The organism is Streptomyces sp. NPDC047706, from assembly GCF_043204795.1.
Classification (GTDB): domain Bacteria; phylum Actinomycetota; class Actinomycetes; order Streptomycetales; family Streptomycetaceae; genus Streptomyces.
The window spans coordinates 67,853-89,378 of the sequence record NZ_JBIDCW010000003.1 but is presented as its reverse complement, the minus strand read 5'-3'; the positions used below and the strand labels follow the sequence as shown (position 1 = coordinate 89,378).

At 74.9% G+C, this 21,526-nt stretch carries 17 protein-coding genes; 14 read left to right on the top strand and 3 right to left on the bottom strand.

Going from position 1 to position 21,526, the window contains the following annotated elements:
* The first annotated feature begins 28 nt into the window (after positions 1-28).
* Together ACGF8A_RS04145 and ACGF8A_RS04140 are read left to right on the top strand one after the other, a co-directional pair.
* The gene (locus ACGF8A_RS04145; protein WP_393104007.1) at positions 29-1,303 is read left to right on the top strand and encodes a PucR family transcriptional regulator; all 1,275 of its coding nucleotides are present in this window, start codon (positions 29-31) and stop codon (positions 1,301-1,303) included.
* Between the two features lie 292 nt (positions 1,304-1,595).
* A complete protein-coding gene (locus tag ACGF8A_RS04140) occupies positions 1,596-2,708 on the top strand; it encodes an MBL fold metallo-hydrolase (protein ID WP_393104005.1) in 1,113 nt (370 codons plus the stop codon).
* Here the strand turns inward: ACGF8A_RS04140 and ACGF8A_RS04135 are convergent.
* Both ACGF8A_RS04135 and ACGF8A_RS04130 read right to left on the bottom strand, forming a co-directional pair.
* Positions 2,636-3,979, bottom strand: coding sequence for a PucR family transcriptional regulator (locus ACGF8A_RS04135; protein WP_393104003.1), 1,344 nt, complete (start codon positions 3,977-3,979; stop codon positions 2,636-2,638). The two genes, ACGF8A_RS04140 and ACGF8A_RS04135, sit on opposite strands and share 73 nt — an antisense overlap.
* A 3-nt stretch (positions 3,980-3,982) precedes the next feature.
* A complete protein-coding gene (locus tag ACGF8A_RS04130; RefSeq protein WP_393104001.1) occupies positions 3,983-4,135 on the bottom strand; it encodes a hypothetical protein in 153 nt (50 codons plus the stop codon).
* 457 nt (positions 4,136-4,592) lie between these two features.
* Between ACGF8A_RS04130 and ACGF8A_RS04125 the strand changes: the two genes are divergently transcribed.
* Genes ACGF8A_RS04125 through ACGF8A_RS04085 form a run of 9 tightly spaced genes read left to right on the top strand, consistent with a single transcriptional unit; the run spans position 4,593 to position 15,513 of the window.
* The gene (locus ACGF8A_RS04125; protein ID WP_393103999.1) at positions 4,593-5,744 is read left to right on the top strand and encodes a glycosyltransferase family 4 protein; all 1,152 of its coding nucleotides are present in this window, start codon (positions 4,593-4,595) and stop codon (positions 5,742-5,744) included.
* A 35-nt stretch (positions 5,745-5,779) separates the two neighbouring features.
* A complete protein-coding gene (locus ACGF8A_RS04120) occupies positions 5,780-6,571 on the top strand; it encodes a class I SAM-dependent methyltransferase (protein ID WP_393104504.1) in 792 nt (263 codons plus the stop codon).
* The gene (locus ACGF8A_RS04115; protein WP_393103997.1) at positions 6,568-10,887 is read left to right on the top strand and encodes an alpha-(1->3)-arabinofuranosyltransferase family protein; all 4,320 of its coding nucleotides are present in this window, start codon (positions 6,568-6,570) and stop codon (positions 10,885-10,887) included. The genes ACGF8A_RS04120 and ACGF8A_RS04115 overlap by 4 nt, the downstream gene beginning before the upstream one ends.
* Complete coding sequence (locus ACGF8A_RS04110; protein WP_393103995.1) at positions 10,884-12,179, top strand: condensation protein; 1,296 nt, start codon at positions 10,884-10,886, stop codon at positions 12,177-12,179. The genes ACGF8A_RS04115 and ACGF8A_RS04110 overlap by 4 nt, the downstream gene beginning before the upstream one ends.
* Positions 12,176-12,904 carry a class I SAM-dependent methyltransferase gene (locus tag ACGF8A_RS04105; protein WP_393103993.1) on the top strand — a complete coding sequence of 243 codons (729 nt, stop codon included), beginning with the start codon at positions 12,176-12,178 and terminating at the stop codon, positions 12,902-12,904. The genes ACGF8A_RS04110 and ACGF8A_RS04105 overlap by 4 nt, the downstream gene beginning before the upstream one ends.
* Positions 12,905-12,919: 15 nt before the next feature.
* The gene (locus ACGF8A_RS04100; RefSeq protein WP_393104502.1) at positions 12,920-13,825 is read left to right on the top strand and encodes a hypothetical protein; all 906 of its coding nucleotides are present in this window, start codon (positions 12,920-12,922) and stop codon (positions 13,823-13,825) included.
* A complete protein-coding gene (locus ACGF8A_RS04095; RefSeq protein WP_393103991.1) occupies positions 13,822-14,061 on the top strand; it encodes a Trm112 family protein in 240 nt (79 codons plus the stop codon). The genes ACGF8A_RS04100 and ACGF8A_RS04095 overlap by 4 nt, the downstream gene beginning before the upstream one ends.
* 50 nt (positions 14,062-14,111) lie before the next feature.
* On the top strand, positions 14,112-15,023 hold the full coding sequence (locus ACGF8A_RS04090; RefSeq protein ID WP_393103989.1) for an FkbM family methyltransferase: 912 nt from the start codon (positions 14,112-14,114) through the stop codon (positions 15,021-15,023).
* Complete coding sequence (locus ACGF8A_RS04085; protein ID WP_393103987.1) at positions 14,908-15,513, top strand: hypothetical protein; 606 nt, start codon at positions 14,908-14,910, stop codon at positions 15,511-15,513. Before ACGF8A_RS04090 ends, ACGF8A_RS04085 begins: the two co-directional genes overlap by 116 nt.
* A 49-nt stretch (positions 15,514-15,562) precedes the next feature.
* Here the strand turns inward: ACGF8A_RS04085 and ACGF8A_RS04080 are convergent, their stop codons facing one another.
* Positions 15,563-16,432, bottom strand: coding sequence for a RimK family alpha-L-glutamate ligase (locus tag ACGF8A_RS04080; RefSeq protein WP_393103985.1), 870 nt, complete (start codon positions 16,430-16,432; stop codon positions 15,563-15,565).
* Positions 16,433-16,586: 154 nt separating this feature from the next.
* Between ACGF8A_RS04080 and ACGF8A_RS04075 the strand changes: the two genes are divergently transcribed.
* The 3 genes from ACGF8A_RS04075 to ACGF8A_RS04065 all read left to right on the top strand — a co-directional run bounded on the left by ACGF8A_RS04075 (position 16,587) and on the right by ACGF8A_RS04065 (position 21,346).
* Entirely contained in the window at positions 16,587-18,329 is a 1,743-nt protein-coding gene (locus tag ACGF8A_RS04075; RefSeq protein WP_393103983.1) for an MFS transporter, read from the top strand.
* Positions 18,330-18,546: 217 nt separating this feature from the next.
* Complete coding sequence (locus tag ACGF8A_RS04070; protein ID WP_393103981.1) at positions 18,547-19,995, top strand: acyl-CoA synthetase; 1,449 nt, start codon at positions 18,547-18,549, stop codon at positions 19,993-19,995.
* Positions 19,988-21,346, top strand: a complete 1,359-nt coding sequence (locus tag ACGF8A_RS04065) for a carboxyl transferase domain-containing protein (protein ID WP_393103979.1) — start codon at positions 19,988-19,990, stop codon at positions 21,344-21,346. Before ACGF8A_RS04070 ends, ACGF8A_RS04065 begins: the two co-directional genes overlap by 8 nt.
* Positions 21,347-21,526 lie beyond the last annotated feature (180 nt).

Here is a 21,526-nt window from a genome sequence, read left to right as displayed (position 1 = left end):
CGGGGGCCGCGTCTGCTGTACTGGCCGGGTGAGCGGGTCGTCGTGGCTGCTGCGGCTGGTGCCCTCGGCGGCGCCGCCGGAACCGGTGTGCTCGCCCGAGACCCTGGCCGCGGCGCGGGCGCCGCTCGGGCCGGGGCCGGTCGGCTGGGCCGTCGAGGTCGCCCGGGACATGGCGGCGCACATCGTGCGCCAGGTGCCCGAGCACGGCGGGCCGGGAGCGTACCCGCCGTTCCACCGGGCCGTGGAGGCGACCGTGCTCCAGGCGCTGCGCGGGTTGCTCACCGAGCCGGAGCCGAGGGGCGCGCTGGTGGTGCCCGAGGCGGTGGCGGGCAACGCCGAACTGGCCCGCCGCAACGTGCCGCTGGAACGGGTACTGCGCGGCGTGCGGCTCGGGCACGCGTATCTGCACGGGCGGCTGATGGAGGCGCTCGACAAGGAGCCGGACGAGGTCCGGATCCAGGAGAGCCACCGGGTCAGCGAGCTGCTGTTCGTCTACGCCGACGTGCAGGCCAGCCGGCTCGCCGAGGAGTACGTCGCCGAGCGGGACCGGTGGCGGCGCGGCCGGGAGGCGGCGCGCCGCAGGATCGTGGACGACCTGCTGTCCGGGCGGCTGGTCGGCGGGGCCGTCGCGGCACGCACACTCGGCTACGAACTGGCCCGCCATCACGCGGCGTTCATCGTCACCACCGGTTCGCCCGAGGCCACCTCGACGGACGAACTGAGGCTGCTGGCCGCCGAGCTGGGCCGGGCGGCCGGGGCGGAGAACCTGCTGAGCGTGGCGGCGGGCAGCGCCGAGCTGTGGGCGTGGGCCTGCTGGTCGGCCGAGCCGGCGAGGGACGCCCTGGCCGGGCTGTCCCGGCTGGTCCCCGAACGCCGCCCGCTTCGGGCCGCGCTGGGACCGGTGGGGTACGGCCCCGAAGGCTTCCGGCGCAGCCACCGCGGCGCCCGCGAGGCCCGGCGCATGGACCGCTTCGGCCACACCGGCTGGCTGTGCGACTACGCCGACGTGAGCACGGCCGCCCTGCTCACCGCCGACGTGGAACACGCCCGGTGGTTCGCGGCGCGCGTCCTCGGGGGGCTGGGCGCCGACGATCCGCGGGTGCGGGAGCTGCGGGAGACGCTCCGCGTGTACCTGGCGGAGGGGCGCAGCCCGCAGGGGGCGGCCGAGCGGCTGTTCGTGGCGCGGAACACGGTGACGTACCGGGTGCGGCGGGCCGAGCGGCTGCTCGGCCGGCCGCTGGAGCAGGACACGCTGGAGGTGCGGATGGCACTGGAGATCGTGCGGCTGCTGGGGCCCGGCTGAGCCGAAAGGGCGATCGGCGGGCAGCCGCGTTCGCGCGGCTGCCCGGCGTCCGGACGCCGCGCGAGACCCGCGGCCGAAGCCGGGACCGGTCCCGCATGAGGCCCGCGTGCCAAAGATCCGGCCGAGTTTGGGGCGCCGGACCAAAGCCCGCGGCGGCCCCAAGTCGTTGACTCAGTGACGAGGTCGGACGTCCGGCGCCCGGCAGGGCAACGGGAGGACAACACCGTTCGACGTCGCGTCCCCGCCGCGCGCCCGCGGCCCCGTGCACCCCTCAGCCTCCCCGGGATCCGCCATGCCCAGTTTCCCCGCGCCCAGCCGCCGCACCGTCCTGCGTACCGCCGCCGTCGCCTCCGGCGCCGGCGCGGTCGCCGCGCTTCCCCTGCACCCCACCCCGGCGGTCGCCGAACCGCACAAGGGCACCCAGCTGGTGCTGCTCGGCACCAGCGGCGGCCCCGTCCCCATGCACGGGCGGGCCGGCATCTGCTCCGCGCTGGTCGTCGACGGGCGGGTCTACCTCGTGGACTGCGGGCCGGGCACGTTCGCCCGGTACGCGCAGGCCTGGCTGACGCCGGAGCAGCTGACCGCGGTGTTCGTCACGCATCTGCACTCGGACCATCTCTCGGACCTGTACCCGCTGCTGTGGCTGCGCTTCGGCGGCTTCCAGCCGCTCGGCGGGCCCGTGCACATCTACGGACCCGGTTCCGCCGGGACCCTGCCCGCCGTCCACCCCGCCGGACGCAGCGTGCGCACCGTGTGCCCGTCGGCGCCCGCACCGGGCACGAAGGACCTGATCGCCGGTCACATCGACGCGACCGCCTACGACATCAACGTCCGGATGCGCAGTGAGGGCTGGCCCGACATCCGGGAGCTGATCGTGCCGCACGACATCCGGTTCCGCCCGCCGAGGGGCGCCGGGGCGCGCAAGCTGATGGCGCCGCCGATGGAGCCGTTCGAGGTGATGCGCGACGAGCGGGTGCTGGTCACGGCGGTGCTGGTGGAGCATCCGCCGGTCTACCCGTCCTTCGCCTTCCGCTTCGACACCGCTGACGGATCGGTCGTGTTCAGCGGAGACACCGCCCCGTGCGGCAACGTGGCCCGGCTGGCGCGCGGCGCGGACGTCCTGGTGCACGAGGTGATGGACCTGGACACGCTCGCCCTCGGCGGGCTGAAACCGGCGCAGCAGCGGCACATGGAGATCAGCCACACCGACGCCGGCCGGGTCGGCCCGCTGGCGTCCCGTGCCGGCGTGCCCACGCTGGTCCTCAGCCATCTGGTGCCCGGCGCCACCAACATCGTCCCGGACACCACCTGGCACGCCAAGGCGAGCAGGGGCTACTCCGGGCGCGTGGTCGTCGGGCGCGACCTCACCCGCCTTCCCGTCGGCGGCGCAGCCCGGCGAGGCTGAGCACGGCCCCGGCCGATCTCGCCCCGCAACCGCCGGGCGCGCAGCACCAGTTCCAGTTCGAAGCGCCGGTCGGGGTCGTCGATCTCGTCGCCCCACAGCTCCCGCATCTGGCGCAACCGGTACCGGACGGTCTGAGGATGCACACCGAGGCGCTCCGCGACCTCCGGCGCCCCGCCGCGCGTCTCCAGCCAGGCCAGCAGCGTCTCCGCGAGCCGTCGCGCGTGCGCGGGGCCGCAGTGCGCGAGCGGGGCGAGGCAGCGCGACGCCAGGTCGTCGAGGAGTTCCTCGGGCTGGAGCAGCACCAGCGCCTCGGTGTGCTCGGTGCAGAACAGCACCTCCCCGGCGGGCAGCAGCCGCCGTTCCATCAGGCGTACGGCGGCCTCTGCCCAGCGCAGCGACTTCGCGGCGTCGGCCAGCGGCACCGGCGGCCCGATGGCGCCCGCCCAGCCGCCGAGGGCGCGTTGCAGCAGCTCGGGCCGCCCGGCGGCGTCCGGTTCGGGCACCACCATGCGGGGCTGCTCGTACTCCAGGTCGAGCAGCACGCCCTGCCCGACGGCGGGGGCGAGCGCCTCCCGCGCCGGGCGCAGCAGCACCCCGACCGCGACCTTGTCGGGCAGCTGCCACCCGATCCGGGCGGCGCGTTCGGCGAGGGCGTCGGCGGGGTCGCCGCGGTGGCGTTCGGCGAGCAGCAGTTCCATGAGCCGGCGCTGCAGGCGCAGCCGTTCCCCCGCCTGGCGGGCGGCGGCCTCGGCGTAGCCGCGCACGGACTGGTCGACCAGTCCGTCGAGGTACTCGTAGCCCGCGTCGACCAGCTCGTACATCGCGGGTGGCGGGATCTCCACACGCTGGCCGATGTCGGCGAAACGGCGCCAGGCCAGCCGTACCCCCATCCGGTAGATCGCCTGCAGCGAGTCCAGCGTGCGGCCGTTGAGGCCCTCGCCGCGGCCGAAGTCCTGGAAGACGCCGGGCGGCACGGTGGGGCGGCCCGTCGAGTAGTCGGCGTGCTCCAGGTGCTGCACGAACACCTCGATGGCGCGCCGGATGCCGACCAGCGCCATGGGCTCGCCGCTCTCGTCCAGCACGAGCGGCAGGTGCGGGTACTCGCGGCGGATCTCGCGCAGGATCTCCTCGGCCAGCGCGGGCGCCTCGGCCATGGCGATCCCCGCGAACCTGCGCACCTGGAGCCGGGGCACCTCGTGCCAGGCGGAGCGGGACGCCCCGGCCGTGCCGGTGGCGGCGGGCGGGGTGGCGGTTGCCGGGCGGGCGGTCACCGGTCAGCTCCCCTGGCCCGCTTGCTCGTAGGTGATCAGGGGGCTGTTGGGCTGCTCGGGGGTGGCTTCGAGCAGCGCGACGACGCCGAGCGCGGCGCCCACCGCGAGGGCGGCCGCGACCACGACGGTCACGGTGGCGGCGATCAGTCTGGACATGCGAGGTCAGCCTCTCTGGTCCGGAGGTCGTCCCACCCCGGTGCCCACCCCGCCCGTCGGCCCAGTGTCGGCACGGTCCGGGTAGCCGTCAAGGCCCGGAATCGGACCGGGGCTCACATTGTGACGTGCCGTCAGGTACAACAAGCAACGAAATTGTCATGTGCGTGAGTAGCCGTGACGAACGCCTCGGCGAAAACTGTCCAACCCCACCCCGCGCACATCCCGTCCACAGGTCCCACCCAGGCCAGGCAAAGAAACCGCCCTTCCCCACAGCAGAACCCTCCTTCCCCACGGCAGAACCTCCCTGCCCCACCGGCACGACGTCCCTTCCCCACAGCAGAACCTCCCTTCCCCACCGGCAACATCCCCCTCCCCCACAGCAGAACCTCCCTTCCCCACCGGCAACATCCCCCTCCCCCGCTTCGAGTTCCGCACCCCGAGACGAGTTGGAGCACCCATGCCCCAGCACGTACCGCAGCCGCTGCGCACCGCCCTCCCCCGGCCGCAGCAGCGGCACCCGGCGCTCCCCCCGCCGCCGCGCCGCATCGTCTTCCTCGCCCACCGGGACCTCGGCAACCCGGCGGCGGGCGGCTCCGAGCTGCTCGTCGACCGGCTGGCCGAGGGCCTGACCCGCCTCGGCCACCAGGTCACGCTGCTGTGCGGCGGCCCGGCGGCGTTCCGCGACTACCGGGTCGTCTCCGCGGGCGGCGCCTACGGCCACTACCTGCGCGCCCGCTCGGCCTTCGCCCGCCAGGTCGGCGACTGCGACCTGCTGGTCGAGGTCTGCAACGGCATGCCCTACCTCGCCCCGCTGTGGCACCGCGGCCCCACCCTCTGCCTGGTCAACCACGTCCACTCCGACCTGTGGCGGATGCGCTTCGGCGGCCCGCTCGCGCCCGCCGCCCGGATCGGCCGGCGCCTGGAGCACTGGGCGCTGACCGGTGCGCAGTCCCACGGTCTGCTGGTCGCGGTCTCCCCGTCCACCGCCCACGCGCTGCGCGCGCTCGGCGTGGCACGCGAACGCATCCGGGTGGTCCCCAACGGCGTGGAGGAGCCCGGACCGCTCGCCGAACGCTCCCCCGAGCCGCTGTTCGTGGCGGTCGGCCGGCTCGTCGAGTACAAGCGCGTCGATCTGCTGCTGCGGCTGTGGGAGCGGGTCCGCCCGGTCACCGGCGGCCGTCTGGTGATCGTGGGCGACGGCCCCGAACGGGAGCGGCTCGCCGCGCTGGCCGGACCGGGCGTCGAGTTCACCGGGCGGGTCAGCGAGGCCGAGAAACACCGTCTGCTGTGCGCGGCCTGGCTGCTGCTGCATCCGTCGGCGGTGGAGGGATGGGGCCTGGTGGTGACCGAGGCCGCCGCGCGCGGGACCCCCGCGATCGGCTTCGACGTGCCCGGTCTGCGGGACTCCGTCGTCGACGGCGAGACCGGCGTCCTGGCAGCCGGCGAGTCCTCCTTCGCGGCGGCCTGGTGCACGCTGGCACTGTCCGCGCATCGACGGGAGCTCATGGGCAAGGCGGCCCTCGAACACGCCGCCCGGTACCGGTGGGACCGTACGGTGCTGCAGTTCCGGGCGGCTGCCGCGGAAGCGGTGCGGGGCTGGACGCCATGACGCCCCCGCGCCGTACGCCCGCGGCCGGCCGGCGACTGCGGGTCGTCCGTGGTCGATCGCGCAGTTCCCCGCGCCCCTCCACGGCGTCATCTCACCGGGGGTTCAAGGATCCGTCGTTGCGGCGCTCCCTCGCCCTCTTCCGGGCCTTCCTGCGCGAGCAGGACGACCCCGGCGCCTGCTACTCGCTGCTCGCCCGGGACTCCGCCGACCAGGTCGAGGCGTACGACGGGCCGGTCGCCGGGCGGATCGTCGTCGACGTCGGCGGGGGCGGCGGGCACTTCACCGAGGAGTTCCGGCGGCGCGGCGCGCACGCCTACCTCTTCGAGCCCGACGTGACCGAACTGGGCGAGAAGCCGCCCGACGGCACCGTGGTCGCCGACGGCTATCTGCTGCCGCTGCCCGACGGGGTCGCCGACGTGACGTTCTCCTCCAACGTCCTGGAGCACGTGGCCGACCCGCAGACCTTCCTCAGTGAGCTGGCACGCGTCACACGGCCCGGCGGTCTGATCTACGTGTCGTTCACCAACTGGCTCTCCCCGTGGGGCGGCCACGAGTGGGCCCCCTGGCACTACCTCGGCGCCGAACGGGCCCGCGCCCGCTACCGCCGCCGGACCGGAAGGCCCGCCAAGCACACCCTCGGCGAGAACCTCTTCGCCGTGCACATCGGCCCCACCCTGCGGCAGGTCCGCGCCCGCGACGACGTCACGCTCGTCACGGCGCGCTCCCGCTACTGGCCGTTCCTCGCGGAGGCCGTCGTCAAGGCGCCCGGCATCCGTGAGGTGGCCACCTGGAACCTCCTCCTCATCCTCCGGCGGTGTCCCCCATGACGACCACGGTCCAGGCCCCTCCTCCCGCAGCCGTCCCCACCACCGCGACCGCGGCGGGCCCCCCGGAGGGCCCGCGGTCGCGGCGCTGGCTGCTGGGGTTCTGGGCCGTGGTCCTCGTGCTGTTCCTCGCGGTACGGCCGGGCCGGCAGACCTTCGACACCAAGCTCGGGGTCACCGTCGACCCGGGCAGGTTCCTCGCCGACCTCGGCCAGTTGTGGCACGACCGGGGCGGCTTCGGCGGCATCCAGGACCAGTACGCCGGCTACCTGTGGCCGATGCTCCCGTTCCACTGGCTGTGCCGCGCGGTCGACCTGCCGGTGTGGCTCGCGGAGCGTCTGTGGATGTCGCTGGTCGTGTCGGTCGCCTTCTGGGGCGCGCTGCGGCTGGCCGAGCGGCTGCGCGTCGGCAGCGGTGCCTCCCGGCTGCTCGCCGCGCTGGCGTACGCGCTGTGGCCGCTGTTCACGATCGTCGTCGGCTCGACGTCCGCCGCCGCGCTGCCCGGAGCCTTTCTGCCGTGGGTGCTGCTGCCGCTGACCGATGACCGCCACTCGGCCCGGGTGGCGGCGCTGCGTTCGGCGCTGGTCGTCCCCTTCATGGGCGGCGTGAACGCGGCCTCGACGCTGGCGTCGCTGCTTCCGGTGGGCCTGTATCTGCTGTCCCGCCCGCCCGGCCCACGGCAGCGCAAGCTGATCGCCTGGTGGGCGCCGGGCGTGGCGCTGGCGACCGCCTGGTGGTGGATACCGCTGCTGCTGCTCGGCGCCTACGGCGAGAACTTCCTTCCCTACATCGAGACTTCCCGGACCACGACCGACACCATGGCGGCCACCGAGGCGCTGCGCGGCGCCGGGAACTGGGTGGCGTATCTGCATTTCGGCGAGGCGTGGCTGCCGGCCGGCTGGACGGTGGTGTCCTCGGCGCTCGTGGTGGTCTGCTCGGCGCTGGCCGCCGGACTGGGGCTGGCCGGGCTGGCGCGGCGGGACATGCCGGAGCGGCGCTGGCTGGTGCTGACCGTGCTCGTGACGGGGCTGGTCCTGCTCGCCGGGTACGGCGGCGCGTTCGGGGCGCCCTTCCACGAGACCGTGCAGGACTGGCTGAACGGCCGGCTGGCGCCGTTCCGGAACATCTACAAGTTCCAGACGGGCCTGGCCCTCGCCCTGGTCCTCGGCCTCGCCCACCTGGTGGCGGTGGCCGCCGAGCCGCGCGGCGCCCGGCCGCTGCGCGGCCGCCGGTTCGCCCCGCTGGCCGCGGCGGTGCTGGTGCTGCCGGGGCTGGTGTGGCCGTACGTCAACGGGTCGATCCTCAACGCCGGTTCCTTCCAGGAGCTCCCGAAGTACTGGCGGGCCACCGCCGACTGGCTGGAGAAGTACTCCCCCGACTCCCGCGCCCTGGTCGTCCCGGCCACCGCGCACGGCATCCACACCTGGGGCTCCACCATCGACCAGCCCCTCGACGTGCTCGCCGGGTCCCGCTGGGCCCAGCGGGATTACGTCCCCTTCGGCACGCCAGGCAACCGCCGCGCGATGGACGCCGTGGAGCAGGCCCTGCTCACCGGTGCCGAAGTCCCGGGCCTGGCCGACTTCCTGAGCCGGGCGGGCATCCACTACGTCGTGGTCCGCAACGACCTCGACCCCGACCAGCTCGGTGCCGTCCCCACCACGACGGTCAAGCGGACGCTGGAGCAGTCCGGCTACCGGCGGGTGACCGGGCTCGGCCCGGTCATGACCGGCGGCCGGATCGCCGACGACACCCCGCTCCAGGTCGAGGGGCTCTACCCGCGCCAGCGGGCGGTGGAGATCTACCGGCCGGGCGGCGAGGGTGTACCCCGGCCCGTGCAGGCCGCCCTGCACCCGATCGCCGGCACGGCCGTCGTCTCCGGCGGTCCCGAGTCGCTGCTGCCGCTCGCCGCCGCGCTGCGCGGCCGGGCGACCGTGCTGTCCGGCGACAACCACCCGGGGCTCGGCTCACCGCAGCTGCAGGTGACCGGCGACGGGCTGCGCCGCGCCGACACGCGGTTCGGGCTGGTCAACGCCAACACGTCGTACACGTACACCCGGGACGAGCGGAACGCGCCGGGCGCCCACCAGGACGCCGGTGAGCCGCCGCACCAGATCCTGCCGGTGTCCGGTACCCGCCACCAGACGGTGGCCGAGCTGCGCGGGGCGCGGTCGGTGACGGCGTCCTCGTACGGCAACTGGCTGTTCCACCTGCCGCAGTTCGACCCCGTGGGGGCCTTCGACGGCGACCCGGCCACCGCCTGGACGGAGGGCTCGGTCGCCTCGCCGAACGGGCAGTGGCTGCGCATCGAGTTCGCCGGCACGGGCGGCGACGGCGCGGACGAGTACGACATGCCGTCGTCCTTCGAGGTGACGCCGCTGCCGCAGGAGAGCGTGCGGGCAGCCGCCACGCGGGTGCGGGTGGAGACGGAGCGCGGGTCGGTGACCAGCTTCCTCCAGCCGAACGGCATGACGCAGAGCGTCAGGGCTCCGGCGGGCGCGACCGGCTGGATGAAGCTGACGATCGTCGACTCCGTGGCCCGCAGGGCCGGGCTGACCGGGGCGGGCTTCGCCGAGATCCAGCTGCCGGACGTGCAGGTGACGCGCATGCTGCGGCTGCCCTCGGACGTCTCCGCCGCGGCCTCGGAGATCATCTCCCTGCACCGCCCGGCCGACCCCACCGGCCTCTCCCGGACCGGCACCGAGGCGGGCCTGCACCGCAGTTTCCGCACGGCCGGTGCGGGGACGTACGAGGTGACGGCGAGCGCGGTGCCGGTGCCAGGCGAGGAACTGGACCGGCTGCTCTACGAGATCGCGCCCGGACAGCAGCAGCGCATCACCGCCACCGCCGACTCCACCGCCCGGCTGGGCGCGGGCCTCGCCGCGCGCAACCTCACCGACGGCGACCTGACGACGGCGTGGATCGCGGGCGACCGGCCCACGATCCATCTGCGCTGGGAGGGCAGGCAGCCGGTGAGTGAGCTGGTGCTGGCGGCGGCCGGCGGGCTGTCCAGCCGGCCCACGCAGGTGCGCATCAGCTCCCCCGACGGCGCGGCGAGCGCCGGTGTGGACGAGAACGGCTGGGTGCGCTTCCCGGCGATCACGACCGACCGCCTGGAGATCACGGTCACCGGGACGGCTCCGCTCACCCTCCACAACCCGGTCGTCGACGAGGCCCTGCAACTGCCGGTGGGCCTGACCGAGGCCTATCTCCCGGCCCTCGACAGCTACCGGACCCCACAGCCCCGCCCCGACCGGGAGTTCTCCCTGCCGTGCGGCGAGGGACCGTTGCTGGCGGTCGACGGCGAGCTGTACCGGACCGGCGTCACGGGCACGGTGAGGGACCTGACCGAGCGCCGGCCGGTGCAGGTGACCCTGTGCCCGGAGCGCGGTCTGCGACTGTCCGAGGGCACGCACCGCGTCGAGGCCGGCGACGCCGGACCGCTGGTCCTGACGGATGTGACGCTGACCCGGGGCACGCTGACACAGCCGGGGTCCACCGGCCGTGACCTGCGGATACGGGACTGGCTCGGTGACCGCCGGGAGGTGACGGCCGGCGCGGGCGCGGCCTCGTACCTGACGACGTACGAGAACTTCAACGACGGCTGGCGGGCCACGCTGAACGGCGAGGAGCTCACACCGGTCCGGCTTGACGGCTGGCAGCAGGGCTGGCGCGTCCCGGCCGGAGCGGGCGGCACGATCAGGCTGTCGTACGAGCCGGCGACGGCGTACGAGGCGGGGCTGATCGGCAGCGGGGTGGGGCTGGCCGCGCTCGTCGGCCTGGTCGTCTGGCGCAGGCGCGCACCCAACCCCGACGCCCCCCAGCCGGTGCCCCCGGCGCCCGGGCTGTGGCTGGGCACGGTGGCGCTGACGCTGGTGGGCGTGGTGATCGCCGGATGGTTCGCGCTGCTGGTGCCGGCGCTGGCGGTGCTGGCGCACCGGCGGCACGCGCTGCTGGTGCCGCTCGCGTTCGGGGCGCTCGCGGCGGCGGGCGTGGTGGCGGCGACGGGTGCGGGCGAACCCGCCGGGGAAGGCGTGGGCGCCTTCTCGCCGGTGGCCCAACTGCTCGCGCTGACCGGTCTGTTCGCGGCGCTGGTGGGCGTGCGGGAGCGGGGTGGCGATCCGGGTACGACGGCGGTGCTGCCGGCGGTGCCCCCGCCGCCGGGTACGACGCCGGTGCCCCCTCAGGCGGCCCCCGCGAAGACGTTGCCCCGGCTCGGGGGGCAGGCGCAGGAGCCGTTCCCGCGCGGCGAGGCCGGACCGCCCGTCTCGGCGCGCGGTCCGGGCGGTCCGGAGCCCAAGGGGGGAGACGACGGCCGATGACCCAACTGGAGAACGTCACGCCCCGCACGCCGCAACGGCTGCCGTTCCCGGTGGTGGACGAGGTGGCACGCCACTGCCGGCAGGACGAGGAACCGGAGACGGTCCACATCGAGGTCCGCCTCCCCGGCCGGCTGGATCCGGCGCGGCTTCGCCAGGCCTTCGGCGAGGCCCTGCGCCGCCACCCGCGTGTCCTGATGCGCGAGGCCCCGGGCCCGTGGTGGCGCCGCCGCTACGAATGGGAGCTGACCCGGGCGCCGGACGTGGAGGTGGTGAGCTTTCCGCGACCGGGGAAGGACGCGCTGCGGGACGCGCGCACGCGGGCCCTGGCCCAGGCGCCCGCGCTCTCGCTGTCCCCGCCGATCCGCCTGGAGGTCGTGGCGGGCCCTCAGGACGAGGGCACGGCCCTGGTCCTCACCGTCAACCACGTCGCCCTCGACGGCCCGGCCTGCCTGCGCGTCCTGGCCACCGCCGCCGAGCTGTACGGCGGCAAGGACAACTCCCCCGCCGCCCCACCCGTCCGTGCGGCCACCGCCGAACCGCCCGCCGCCGCCGCGCCCTCCCACTGGAGCCCGCCGGCCCGCGTGGCCCCCGGCACCCCCGGGCCCACCCCCGGCAACGACGTCCTGGTCACCGAACTGCCCCTCCCGCACCGCCCCAAGGGCTCCCCCTACACGGTCAACGACCAGCTCATGGTCGCCACCGCCCTGACCGTCGCCCACTGGAACCGCGACCACGGAGCCCGCCCCCGCCCGCTGCGCATCACCATGCCGGTCGACGACCGCCCCCGTGATGCGACGATGCCCATCGGCAACGGCACCCGCCTGGTCGAGGTCCCCTTCACGCCGGACGAGTTGAGCGAGGCCACGACCGGCATGCCCGGCCTGCTGCACCGCACCGCCACCCGCACCCGCGCCCTGAAGTCCCTGCCCCGCCCCCAACTCGGCCACGGAGCCGCCCTCCTGACCGCCCCGGTCCTGCCGGTCCCCTGGCGCGGCGCGCTCGCCCGGACCCTGCGCCGGGCCGCCGCCCCCTGGACGTCCACCACGCTGCTGAGCAACATCGGCCGCATCCCCTACTCCCTGGACTTCGGCGAGGAGGCCGGACGCGCGCACGCGGTCTGGTTCTCGGCACCGGCCCGTATGCCGCGCGGCCTGACCTTCACCACCGCCTCCACAGCGGGCCGCCTGCACCTGGCCCTGCGCTGGTCGCACAGCCTTCTCGGCCCGGGCGACGGCGCCCGTCTGCGGGAGCTGTTCGCGCACCACCTGCACGCGACGGAGGTCACCCGATGACCACCACCGCACCCCCCGAGGGCCTGCGCGACTTCTACGAGAACCCCGCCGTCCCGGTCGCCTCCGGCACCCCCCGCAGCCTCCGCCAGGCCCGCATGCTCGCCACCGCCCTCGGCGAGGGCACCGCGCCGAGCCTCATCCTCGACGTCGGCTGCGGCGACGGCACCGCCGCGGCGACCGCCGCCCCCCTGCTGCCCGGCCACCGCATCGTCGGCGTCGACTGGTCCCAGGACGCCCTGCACCGGGCCCGCCCCCGCCTGGCGTACGCCGTCCGCGGCGAACTCACCGACGGCGGGCTGCCGTTCCGCACAGCCGCCGCGGACGCCGTCCTGTTCAGCGAGGTGATCGAGCACCTGGTCGACCCGGACGCCGCCCTCGACGAGCTGCGCCGCGTGCTGCGCCCCGGGGGCCATCTGATGCTCTCCACCCCCAACCTCGCGGCCTGGTACAACCGCGCCCTCCTGCTGGCAGGCGTCCAGCCCGTCTTCTCCGAGGTGAGCCTGCGCGCGATCCACGGCCGCCCGGGCCGGGAGGTCGTGGGACATCTGCGGCTGTACACCGCCCGCGCGCTGCGGGAGTTCGTCGCGGCGGCCGGCTTCGAGGTCGTACGGCTCGAAGGAGCGCCCTTCCACGGCGTACCGCGTCCGCTGCGGGCGCTGGACCGGCTCGCCTGCGCCCGGCCGGCCCTGGCCTCGATCCTGCTCCTGCACGCCCGCAGGACGTAGTCCGTGTGGTGGGGAGTGGCCGCGGCCCTGCTGGCGAACGTCCTGTACAGCAGCGGGTTCGTCCTGGAGAAGCGGGCGCTGGCCGCACTGCCCGAGGTCACCGTCCGCCGGCCTGGCCGGCTGCTGCGCCTGGTGCTCGGCAGCCCGCTGTGGATCGGCGGCTCGCTCGCGCTCGGGGCCGGCTTCGCCGCCCAGCTCGTCGTCTACCGCACGCTGCCGATCGCCGCCGCGCAGGCCATCTTCGTCTCCGGCCTGGTGCTGCTCGTGCTGCTCTCCGCCCGGCTGCTGGGCGAGGAGACCACGGGGCGGGAGCGGTACGCGCTCGCCGCGATCCTCGCCGCGCTGCTGATGGTCGTGCTCTCCCTGGACGAGTCCACGGACACCGTCGGCCACGCCGCCCCCTACCCGCTGGTCCTGCTGCTGTGCGTACCGTCGCTCGCGGGCGGGGTCTGGCTGTACCGCGCCGCCGAGCGCCGCGCCCTGCGCCGGCACCGGCTGCCGACGACGGGCGTCGAGTACGGGGTGGCGGTGGGCCTGCTCTACGGTGTCAGCTCGCTCGCCGTCAAGGGTGTCTCCGGCTACTGGACGGGCGGCGACGTCGGCGGCGCGCTGCTCGGCGTACTGCGCTCCCCGTACCCGTATCTGCTGCTGTTCACCGGCGCGTTCGGCCTGGTCATGTCGCAGGCGGCGCTGCAGCGCTGCCGGGCCTCGCTGATCGTGCCGGTGTGCACGACGGTGACCTGCCTGTACACGGCGGTGCTCGGCACGCTGTCGTTCGGCGAGGCACTGCCGGACGACCCGCCGCGGCTCGCGCTGCGGCTGGCGGGCACTGCGCTGGCGGTCACGGTGCTGCTGACCATGCCGAAGCACGACAAGGCGCCCCCGCCCCCCACGCCCGCCAAGGAGCTGACCCCGCCATGAGTTCCATCCCCGGCCCGGACGACCGGTTGCTGAAGATCCTCGCGTGCCCGCTCGACAAGGGCCCGCTGCATCTGCTGCCGCCGGACGGGTCCGTGACGTCCGCGCAGGCCCTGTACAACCCGCGCCTGCGCCGCCGCTACCCGATCGTCGACGGCATTCCGCAACTGCTGCCGTCCTCCGGCGAGCAGATCTCCGAGGACGAGCACGAGCAGCTCCTCAAACGCATGGCCCCCTGACCGAAGGCCTCGGCACACCAGGCCCCAAGGAACCGGAAACGGATGGCCCCATGACCACGCTCGCCGCCCGCCTCGCCCCCTTCCTGCCGGCCCGCCTCGTGGCGGCGACCGCCCGCGCGGTCTACCCCCGATTCGAGCCGGAGCTCGGCAGGATCACCGAGCTGTGCCCGCCCGGCTGCGGCACGGCCGTGGACGTGGGCGGCTGGTACGGGCCCTGGACCCGCCGCCTGTCCGCCCTCGCCCGCCGGGTGGTGACCGTCGAGCCGGTGCCGCACCTGGCCCGTCTGCTCTCCGCGACCACCCCGCCCAACGTCCGGGTCGTCCAGGCCGCCGCGTCGGACCGCCCCGGCACGGCCCGCCTCTGGCTGCCTGCCGACGGCACCGGGAACCGGGGCGTGTCGTCACTCGTCCGGCGGGACATCCACGCCCACGCCGTGGACGTCCGCTGTGTCGCGCTGGACGACCTGAACCTGCGGGACGTCGGGTTCGTCAAGATCGACGTGGACGGCAGCGAGCTGGCGGTCCTGCGGGGCGGCACGGCACTCCTGACCCGCGAGCGCCCGGCCCTGTTCGTCGAACTGGAGTCCCGTATCCAGCCGGTCTCGCCCGTCCTGACGTATTTGGAACTCCTCGGATATGACGGCTGGGTGCTCCCCGGCGACCACTGGATCCCCCTCGCCGACTTCCCCCTGGAGGCCCACCAGGCAGCCACTTCGCACGTCGCCTCGCACGGACTGGTGCGCCGCGTTCTCCCAATACACCGCCGGATCCGATACGTCAACTCCGTGCTGTTTCTTCCCGACGGACGGCGCCCGGGAAGGCGCCGGATGGGCGACGATGGTCCGCATGCCGTCCTCCCCAGACAACCCCACCAGCTCCTTCACCCTCGTCGAATTCCAGGTGGTCCTGCTGCGCCGCATGGCCGACCACAACGCCGACCTGGTCGAGGACGCCCGACGTGAACTGGGCGTCTCCGTCACACGCACGCAGGACGCGAACCGGCGCTGGCAGACGCTGCTCCGCTCGCCGCGCGTACGCGCCGCCCAGAGCCGGCACCGGGCGATCCTCGGCGCACCCGAGTGGACGACCACCCGCCGCATCGGTGACCTGGACTGCGAGGCCTGGCAGTGGCCCGTCGTCCTCTGGCCCGACCTGCGCTTCGAGGTGCTGCTCGCCCCGGGCGGCGCGGTCTGGAACGAGTGGCTGGTCCGCGCCCCGGACGCCGAACCCGCCGACCTGCACACGGTGGAGGACCTCTACCCCTGGTCCTGCACGGTCGACGACGCGGCTCGCGCCTTCGCCCCCGCCCGCCCCCTGGAGGGCACGGCCCCCAGCCGCTGGGGCCTCGCCTTCACCGCCCCGGACACCGAGGGCCGGCGCCACGAGGTCACGGCGGAGTTCACGTGGGGCCTGCTCCAGCGCACGATGATCGGCGGCCGGCGGGTGCTGTGACCCCGGACCGGGCGTGCCGGAAGGACCACCGGCACGCCCCGGGCCCGCGTCATCGTCCGGCCGCCGCCAGCACCGCCTGCACGACCCGCGGCACGGAGGCGGCGTGCAGCGACAGGAAGAGGTTCGGCTCGACCAGCTCCAGCTCCATCACCCGCGGCCCGTCCTGACCGTCGACGAGGTCGACGCGCGCGTACAGCAGCTCGGGAGCACCGGGGACAGCACCCAACGCCCGCTCGGCGACGGCCAGTTCGTGGCGGGTCGGCACCCATGCCGCCAGCCCCGGATGGGCGGTCTTCCGCTCGTCGTACGCCGTCCCGCGCGCCAGCACGGCCCCCTTCCGGCTGGCGTGCAGCAGGCGTCCCCCGAAGAACTGCAGCGCCCGTTCCCCGCTGACGTCGACGCCCTCGACATACGGCTGCACCATCGCGGTGAGGCCCTCGGCGTGCATGCGCTCGACGTGCCGTACGGCGACGTCGTGCCGGCCGGGCGGGTACCGGGCGGCGAACCGCGCCCCCGCCCCCGAGGCCGGCTTGACCACGAACTCACCGTCGGACGGCAGCTCGACGGCCTCCCCCGGCGCGGCATACCGGGTCGGCACCACCGGCACCCCGGCCGCCGCCAGCTCCCCCAGATACCGCTTGTCGGCGTTCCACCGGACCACGTCCGCCGGATTGGCCAGCCGCGTGAGCTTCCCGCAGGCCGCCACCCACTCCAGGAACTCGGCGGCCCGCCAGCTGTAGTCCCAGGTCGAACGGATCACCACGAGATCGAACCCACCCCAGTCGACCCCGTCCCGGTCCCACTCCACGGCCTGTGCGTCGGCCCCCGCCTGCGTCAACGCCGCCACCAGCACGGGCAGATCCCGGTCGGCGCTCACCTCGGGACCGGGACGGCAGGTGACGAGGGCTATCCGGGGCACGACACTCTCCATCCTCGTACGGCCTGGCCGCACGCGCTTCCTTCCGGGCGATCGCCCCGCAGGCTGACAACCGCCCCGCAACCGAAGCAGGCCGCTTGACCTTCACCTTCGGTGAAGCCCCAGCATCGGCGGACGGAACCGGAGGAGTACCGAGGTGGATCACCTGCTGACGATCGGCGCCTTCGCCAAGGCGACCCGGCTCACGCCCAAGGCCCTGCGCCTGTACGACGCCCACCCGGGCGACCGCTACCTCCTGTGCTCCGACGGCCTCTTTGCCGTGGTCCCCGACGCCCGGATACGCGAGCTGCTCGGCGCGCACTCCACGCCCGAGGAGGCCGTCCACGCCCTGGTCGCCGCCGCGAACGACGCCGGCGGCCCGGCGCCTGCGTGTGCCTCGTCCGGCCGGCGGGTGCACCCTGATGACGTAGGGCTGCGGACGGGGACCTTCATGGCAGAGGACACGACCGGGCCGCCAACGGCTCCGCTCTTCTCCCGGCGCGACCGCGCGGTCATCGCCGCGGCGGCGATCTCCATGTTGCTCGTGCAGATGGACTGGTTCGCCCTCACCTTGATGCTCCCGGTGATCGCCCGGGACTTCGGCGAACCGACGACCGATCTCCAGTGGCTGGTCAGCGGCTACATGCTCGCACTCGGCGCGCTGATGATCATCGGTGGCAGGCTCGCCGACATCCACGGCCGCCGCCGGGTCCTCATCGTGGGCCTGACCGGATTCGGTGCGGTGTCCGTGGTGTGCAGCGCCGCTCAGAACGAGGCATGGCTGGTCGCGGGGCGTGTGGTGCAGGGCGCTTCGGCCGCGCTGGTCTTCCCCGTCGCGGTCGCCGTCGTGACCGCCTACTTCCGTGACGACCGGCAGGGGCGGGCGGTGGGCACCGTCCTCGCCTTCAGCGCCGTGGGCACCGCGCTCGGCCCGTTCGTGGGTGGTGCCTTCGCCGAGCACGTCAGCTGGCGCGCGGCCTTCCTGCTGAACGTGCCGCTCTGCGCCGTCGCCGCCCTGCTGATGCTTCGCTTCGTCGCCGAGACCCGCGACGAGCAGGCCGGCCGGGGGCTGGACCTGCCCGGGGCGGTGGCCGTCACCGCCGGCCTGACCGCCGTCATGCTCGCCGTGGACCAGGGCAGCAGGTGGGGGTGGACGTCCCCGGCCACGGTGGCGGTCCTCGTCGCCGGCGCCGCACTTCTGGTGACCTTCTTCGCGGTCGAGCGCGGGGCGGCGGAGCCGCTCCTGGACCTCACGCTGCTGCGCAACAGACCGTTCGTCACGGTCACCCTGGCCGGCTCCCTGTCCAACGTCGTGTACTGCCTGGTGGCCGTCCTCTCCGCCCTGTACCTGCAACAGGCGCGCGGGCTCTCGCCGCTCGACGCGGGCCTGGTCTTCCTGGCGCTGTCCGTCGGGGCGGGCGGGGCCAGCTACTGGTCGGGGCACCTGGCCCGGAGGTGGAGGCCGGAGGCTGTGATGTCGGCGGGCATGCTGCTGAGCGCCGCGGGCCTGCTCCTGCTGACCTGGAGCAGGCCGCTCCCGCTCTACACGGCCGTCTTCGCCGTGGTCGGCATCGGCGTGGGCCTCGGCTGGGCCCTGACCAACACCGCCACGCAGTCCTACGTTCCGGCCGGCCGTCTCGCGGCCGCGTCCGGGCTGGTGCTCACCTCGCTGGTGCTGCTGGGCGCGGTGGCCGTGACGGTGGCCGCGACGGTCCTGGAAGCGCTGAGCGGTTCCGCGGCGACGGCCGCGTCCGACGGGCCTGCGATCGAGTGGGTGCTGCGGGCGGCGGCCGTCCTGGCGGCGGCCGGAGCGCTGTCGCTCGTACCGCTGGTCCGTACCCACCGGCACGACGACCGGGAGGGCAGCGGCCGCACCGCCGGAGGCGGGCCGCCCGCCTGACCGACGTGACCGCCTCGTGCGGCCGGGAGCGTTTCTTCCGGCGGCGGATGGTGTACGGAGGAGTCGTGGCGGCGGTGCCCGCGGAGGTGCGGCCGGTGACGGCCGTGCCCGCCTTCGGGAGAGCCCCGCTCACGGCCACTCGGGTACGACGGCCCGCACGAGGACCGACCCCGACGACCGACGACCGACGACCGACGACGACCAAGGAGTACGCCGCGTGTCCCCACTCTTCCCGGCCCTCGCCCAGGGACCGGCCGAGCAGCCCGCGCTGACCTTCGGCGACCGCTCCCTGACGTACGCGCAACTGGCCGCCGCGTCCGGCGCCGTCGCCGAGCGGATCCGCACCGCCGGCCGTGTGGCGGTCTGGGCGACCCCGGCCCTGGAGACCGCCGTCGCCACCGTCGGCGCCCTGACGGCCGCGGTCGCCGCGGTGCCGCTCAACCCGCGGTCCGGCGAGCAGGAACTCGGGCACATCCTGACCGACAGCGCCCCGGACGCCGTACTGACCGCGCCCGGCACCCCACTGCCCGCCCCGCTCGCCGGCCTGCCGCGCATCGACGTCGACGTCCGGGCGGCCGGCACCGCCCCGGCCCGTGAGGCCGACGACGCCGCGCCCGCCCTGATCGTCTACACCTCCGGCACCACCGGCCCGCCCAAGGGCGCCGTCATCCCCCGCCGCGCGATCGCCTCGACCCTCGACGCGCTCGCCGACGCCTGGCAGTGGACCGGCGACGACGTGCTCGTGCACGGGCTGCCGCTGTTCCATGTGCACGGCCTGGTCCTGGGGATCCTCGGCCCGCTCCGGCGCGGAGGATCCGTCCGCCATCTCGGCCGGTTCAGCCCCGGGGGCGTGGCCCGGGAACTGGGCTCCGGCGCGACCATGCTCTTCGGCGTCCCGACGATGTACCACCGCATCGCCGAGGCCCTTCCGACCGACCCGGGGCTGGTCAAGGCGCTGGCCGGGGCGCGGCTGCTGGTCTCCGGGTCGGCCGCCCTGCCCGTTCGCGACCACGAGCGGATCGCGTCCGCCACCGGCCGCCGGGTCGTCGAGCGGTACGGCATGACCGAGACGCTGATGAACACCAGCGTCCGCGCGGACGGCGAGGCCCGCGCCGGGACCGTCGGCGTCCCGCTGCCCGGCGTGGAGCTGCGGCTGGTGGAGGACGACGGGACGCCCCTCGCCGTGTACGACGGCGAGAGCGTGGGTGAGATCCAGGTTCGCGGCCCCAACCTGTTCACCGGGTACCTCGACCGCCCCGACGCCACCGCCGCCGCCTTCACCGCCGACGGCTGGTTCCGCACCGGCGACATGGCGGTGCGCGACCCCGACGGCTACGTACGCATCGTCGGCCGCAAGGCCACCGACCTGATCAAGAGCGGCGGTTACAAGATCGGCGCCGGTGAGATCGAGAACGCGCTCCTGGAGCATCCCGGGGTCCGGGAGGCAGCCGTCACCGGTGAGAGCGACCCCGACCTCGGCGAACGGATCGTCGCCTGGGTCGTCCCGGCCGATCCCCAGGCCCCGCCGGGCATCGAGGAGCTCGCGGACCACGTGGCCCGCCGCCTCGCCCCGCACAAGCGGCCCCGCGTCGTGCACCACCTCGACGCGCTCCCCCGCAACGACATGGGGAAGATCATGAAGCGGGCGCTGGTCAGCCATGCCTGACCGTCTCTCCGCCCGCGCCACCCTCGCCCTCGTCACCGACGACTTCACCGAACTCCCGCACCCCGCACGCCGTGCCGGGGACCCCGACGGCCCCCTGGCCTGGCAGGGTTACCGCGCCTCGCGCGCCCGTGCCGCCGACCGCACCGGCGAGGACGAGTCCGTCGTCTGCGGTACCGCCCGCGTCGAGGGCACCGAGGCCGTCCTGATCGCCTTCGAGTTCGGCTTCCTCGGCGGCTCGCTCGGCGAACGCACCGGCGACCGGCTTCAGGCGGCGTACACCCATGCCCGCGACCACCGGCTGCCCGTCGTCGCGCTGATCGCCACCGGCGGCAGCCGCATGCAGGAGGGCATGGTGGCGCTCGCCCAACTACAGCGCGTGGCACGGCAGTCGGTGCTGCTCCGCGAGGCCGGACTGGCGCAGCTCGCGGTGTTGCGGGACCCCACGACCGGCGGCGGCTGGGCCACCCTCGGCGCGGGCGCCGACGTGGTCCTCGCGCTGCCCGGCGCCCAGGTCGGCTTCGCGGGCTCCCGGGTCCGCCCGGCCGACGCGGACCCCGCGGCGTACACGGCCGAGGCCCAGGTGGCGGCGGGCGCCGCCGACGCGGTCGTGCACCCGGAGGAACTGCGACGGACGCTCGGCCGGTGGCTCCGGCTGCTCACCGGCCCGTCCGCCGAACCGGCGCCGCCGCCCCGCCCGCTGGGCGCGACCGGGCTCCCCGCCTCCGGGTGGGAGGCGGTGCTGCGCGCCCGCTCACCACAACGCCCGCGCGCACACCACTACTTGGACGCCTACTTCACGGAGCGGGTGACGATCGGCGGTGACCGGTGCGGCGGCACCGACGGCGGGATGCTGTGCGGCTTCGGCGCCCACGCGGGCCGCACGGTGGCGTACGCCGCCCAGACCGGGACGGCGACCCGTCCCGCCGGCTACCGCACCGCGGCCCGGCTGATCCGCCTGGCGGACCGGCTCGGCATCCCGGTGCTGACCCTGGTGGACACCCCGGGGGCCGCCAACGACGCGGAAGCGGAACGGCAGGGCGCGGGGGCGGCGATCGCCGACGTGTTCGGCGCGGTGGCAGCGGCCCGCACCCCGGTCACGACGCTGGTGATCGGCGAGGGCGGCTCCGGCGGCGCGCTCGCGCTGGCCGCCCCGGGCAACACCTGGGCCACCCCCGACAGCTACTTCTCCGTCATAGCACCGGAACTGGCCACCGCGATCCTCAAACGACCACCCCAGGAGGTGCGGTCCACGGCCGGTCAACTCCGTCTCCGTCCACAGGACTTGGCGGAACTGGGACTGGCCCGGACAAGCGGGCGGTTGTTCCCTGGAACAGGCGATCGTCACCCCTGAGAGCGACTGGGGCAGGTGCGCCATGGCGATACTCAGGGTGCGCGAGCGACGGGAACCCCGACGGCGCCGTCTCCCCGTCCCAGGGAGGCGTCGTCGTCCGCGTGCCACCGCCAGGAGGCGACTGGCGTACGGGGCGCCTCCGGGCGCCGTTCCGATCACCGTCACGAACGTCCACGTCAA